The following is a 4,791-nucleotide window of genomic DNA, read 5'->3' on the forward strand; positions in this document are numbered from 1 at the left end:
TACTCAATCCAATAATCTGGCTTATGTTATTTTCACGAGTGGCACAACAGGATTACCAAAAGGAGTCATGGTTGAACACCGGAATGTATCCAACCTGATTCATCAGGAAGCTAAAGAATTCGGATTGCTTGAAAACAGAGTTCAAAAGAACTGTTTGTGGTATGCAAATTATGTTTTTGATGCGCATGTTTGGGAATTATATCCATCCATTACCCATGGACATGCTATCTATATCTTAGAAAAAGAACTTCAGACTGATCTGTTTTCCTTAAAAGATTATATTGAAGATAACAGCATAAGCATTGCAACAATTCCACCGGTATTATTAACCAGAGACTCTATCTTACCACTAGAAAAACTTGTGGTAGCAGGAGACGTTACCAATCCGCAGGTAATGGCAGCATATAAAGAATATGGAGTAGATTTGATCAACGCTTATGGGCCGACAGAAACTACGGTATGTGCCACATTGCATCATTATAACGAAGATGAAAACCCAGTAAATATCGGAGGCCCGATTGGAAATATGACAGCTTATGTATTGGATAAATATCAACGTATTGTTCCTATAGGAGCCATAGGAGAGCTGTACATTGGTGGAGCAGGAATTGCCAGAGGATATCTTAACAGACCCGGTCTTACCGAAGAACGCTTTATCATCAACCCTTTTCAGACAGAAGAACAGAAAGGCAAAGGAGAGAACGGACGTTTGTACAGAACCGGAGATTTAGTTCGCTGGTTGTCCAATGGTGGACTGGAGTACATCGGAAGAAATGATTTCCAGGTGAAAATCCGTGGGTATAGAATAGAACTGGGGGAGATTGAAAATAAATTGCTGGGCTATCCCGGAATCATTCAGGTGGCAGTTTTAGCCAAAGAAAATAAAGCAGGGCTGAAATACCTTGCCGGCTATTATGTTTCTGAAACTGAAATAGATTCCTCTTTACTGTCAGAATACCTTTCAGAATCGTTACCTGAATACATGGTTCCGGGGGTATTCGTTCACTTAACCTCTTTACCGTTAACTATCAATGGTAAACTGGATAAAAAAGCTTTACCTGAACCGGAATTTACAGGAACTAAAAATTATACAGAACCGGAAACAGAATTTGAAAAGCAGCTGGTTATAATCTATAGTGAAGTGCTGGGCATCAGCCCTGAAACCATCAGTATTCATGATGATTTCTTCAGATTAGGAGGAGATAGTATCATCAGTATTCAGCTGGTGGGCAGAATAAAGCAACGTTTGGATATAAGAATCAGTGTAAAAGAAGTCTTTTCATCAAGAACTCCGGCAGTATTGGCAAAACTTATCGAAGACAAGAAATCTGCCACACAGATTGAACTGCTTACTGAACAGGGAATTCTTACCGGAAATGTTCCGCTTTTACCAATTCAGGAATGGTTCTTTAGTCAGATAAAATCAGGATATCTTCCGGATTTTAACCATTGGAATCAGTCGTTCTTATTGAATGTTCCGGCATTGGATAAGGAAATTTTTGAGCAAAGTATTAACCTGTTGATTGAGAAACATGATGTATTCAGAATGCAGTATCCGAAAGAAAACGGAACTTACAGCCAGGAATACGGAGACCAGAAAGCTGCAGCTGAAATAAATTATCTTGACGTCTCATCAATCAATCCGGAGGAATTATCCGCAATATTGACAACATGGCAAAAGCAATTTGATATAGAAAAAGGGTCATTGTACCGTATAGGTTATCTCACAGGATATGAAGATCATACAGCCAGAATTTTCTTTGCTTTTCACCACCTGATTATAGATGTGGTAAGCTGGAGAATCATTACAGAAGACTTAAAGAATATTTACCAATCCCTTGAAAAAGATGAAAACTATCAGATAAAAAAAGGCAGCAGCTACCGTCAATGGGCAGAAGCTGTAAAAGGCTATAAATCTGAAAACCAGGAGTCCAAAGATCAGGAATTATCGTATTGGAACAGAACTGCAAAAACAATTAACCCAACCAATAATACATTGGAAGCAATTTCTGTTCTGGAGCAAAACCATGATATTCTGGCCCTGGATAAAGAATATACTGAAAAACTGATCAGAGGAAGCCATCACGTATATCAGACTCAGATCAATGATCTTTTACTGTCTGCATTGGCAGCAGCACTTGCAGATCTTACAGGAGAAAGTCATCATGCCGTCTTATTGGAAAGCCACGGGCGTGAAGAAGTATTTGGTAACCTGGATATTACAGAAACAGTGGGCTGGTTTACTTCCATGTATCCATTATTACTTGAAACAGGAAAAGAAGTAAATGATACCGTAGTTCTGACCAAAGAAGCACAGAGAAGCATTCCAAATAATGGAATTGGCTATGGAAGCTTGGTAGGTTATATGGATCAGGAGCTTCCGAAAATAAGTTTCAATTATCTCGGACAGCTTGATCAGGAAGAAAATTCAGGAGAAAAAACATGGTTTATTGCGGCCGAAGATAATGGTGTTTCCATTGGAGAATCTAACCATGGAAGCTATCTTATCGGAATCAATGGGGCTGTTGTAGACGGAGAACTTCGTTTTAGAATTTCAGCTCATCTGGAGCAGAATAAGGTAACGCAGTTTGCCCAGAATTTTAAAGCTCAGATTGTTACCATTATTGATGAACTGTCTAAAAGCACAAGAAGTTTCCTTACTTCATCGGATGTAGATCACATTATAAGTGCTAAACAGCTTTTCCATCTTCAGGAATCCGGTGAGATTGAAGGCGTATATCTTGCCAACAGTCTTCAGGAAGGGTTTGTATATCATGCATTGAGCCAGGGAGATAAAGATGATGCTTATCGCATACAGCTAACGTGGGATTATCTTGCTGAGATCAATACAACCAAGCTAAAAGAAGCATGGTCACATACTCAGCAGCAGTTTCCTGCATTGAGACTCAGGTTTGACTGGAGCGAAGAGATTGTTCAGGTTATTGATAAAGAAAGTCCTCTGGATTGGCGTTATCAGGATATAACCGGAATAAGTGAAGAAGAGCAGGATGAATTGATTAAGGAAATTACCGGGAAAGACCGTTTTGAAGTTTATGATCTCTCAAAAAGCGGATTGTTCAGAATATACCTGTTCAAACGTTCAGAGAAACATTATACCTGTCTGTTCAGCAATCATCACGCAGTGTTGGATGGATGGAGTATGCCGATAATTCTGAAAAGAATCCATGATATTTACCTGAGTTTAATGAAAGATCAGAAATCAGAGTGGATCACCGATCAGGCATACATTAATACCCAAAAATATCTTCAACAGCATAAAGATATCAGCCAAAACTTCTGGAAAGGCTATATGGCAACCCTTGAAGACCGTGAAGATCTGAGCAGTTTAATTAAAGACTCTCAAAAACATATCGACCTTGGAACTTATCGTCAGATCAAAGAACATAGCCTTGTGACGATGACGATAACAGGTGAACAATATCAGCAGTTGAAAAGATTTACGACTGAAAACGGATTTACTGTAAATGCTGTTCTTCAGTATCTATGGCATAATCAGTTGAGAATATACAGTGGAGCGGAAACCACAGTCGTAGGAACCACAGTATCCGGGCGAAGCTTGCCTGTAGACGGCATAGAATCTTCCGCAGGACTGTTCATCAATACACTTCCACTGATTGTACAGCATAAAGAAGGCTTGGTAACTGACGTTATTTCAGATATTCAGCAAAGAGCGAGTGAGCTGAATACCCATAGTGATATGAGTCTTGCTGACCTTAACCAGGATTCAAGCCGTATTTTCAGCAGCTTATTCGTATATGAGAATTATCCGGTACCTGAAGCAGGAGAAGATAGCAATGAAGTAGGATTTGTCTTCAAAGGTGGAGTAGAAAAACTAGATTACCCATTAGGGATCATGGCATTTGAACATGATGAAAGTGTAATGATGAAGATCAATTACGAAGGTGCGCTCTTTGAACAAAAGACCATGGAGAGCCTGATAGGAGGAATGAAGAGTATTTTGGTTCAAATACTGGAAAATTGGAAAATTACATCCGGTCAGCTTTCTTATGTTTCAAAAGAACAGTTCAGGCTCATCCAGAGCTGGAATTCCACAGAGACTGTATATCCATATGATAAGACCATCCAGGAGCTTTTTGAAAGCCAGGTGGAGAGAACGCCAGACCGTACAGCTTTAGTATACAAAGATGTTAAACTTTCTTATTGTGAACTGAACGAAAGATCCAACCGATTAGCAAACCATTTAATTGCTACTTATGATCTTCAGCCTGACGAACTGGTGCCATTATGTTTAGACCGTTCCGAAAATATGCTGATTGCTATTTTAGCGGTATTAAAATCCGGAGCAGCCTATGTTCCGATGGATCCGTCTTACCCGGCAGACAGAATAGAACATATCCTTAAAGATACCGGAGCAAGACTGGTTTTAGGGCAGGAAAGTACATCAGAAAAGCTGAAAAACCTGACAGCAGATGTGATTTCTTTAGATGAAGTAACCTTTAAAGCAACACTTGAAACAGAATCAGCTAATAATCCAGTTACCAGTACTCAATCCAATAATCTGGCTTATGTTATTTTCACGAGTGGCACAACAGGATTACCAAAAGGAGTCATGGTTGAACACCGGAATGTATCCAACCTGATTCATCAGGAAGCTAAAGAATTCGGATTGCTTGAAAACAGAGTTCAAAAGAACTGTTTGTGGTATGCAAATTATGTTTTTGATGCGCATGTTTGGGAATTATATCCATCCATTACCCATGGACATGCTATCTATATCTTAGAAAAAGAACTTCAGACTGATCTGTTTTC

General features: G+C 39.3%; 1 protein-coding gene. It reads left to right on the top strand.

Annotated elements, in window-relative coordinates; genetic code table 11:
• On the top strand, positions 1 to 4,791 hold a 4,791-nt coding region (locus FW781_RS22215; protein ID WP_149389416.1), incomplete at both ends, for a condensation domain-containing protein.

The organism is Chryseobacterium panacisoli (assembly GCF_008274625.1).
In the GTDB taxonomy this organism is placed as follows: Bacteria; Bacteroidota; Bacteroidia; order Flavobacteriales; family Weeksellaceae; genus Chryseobacterium; species Chryseobacterium panacisoli.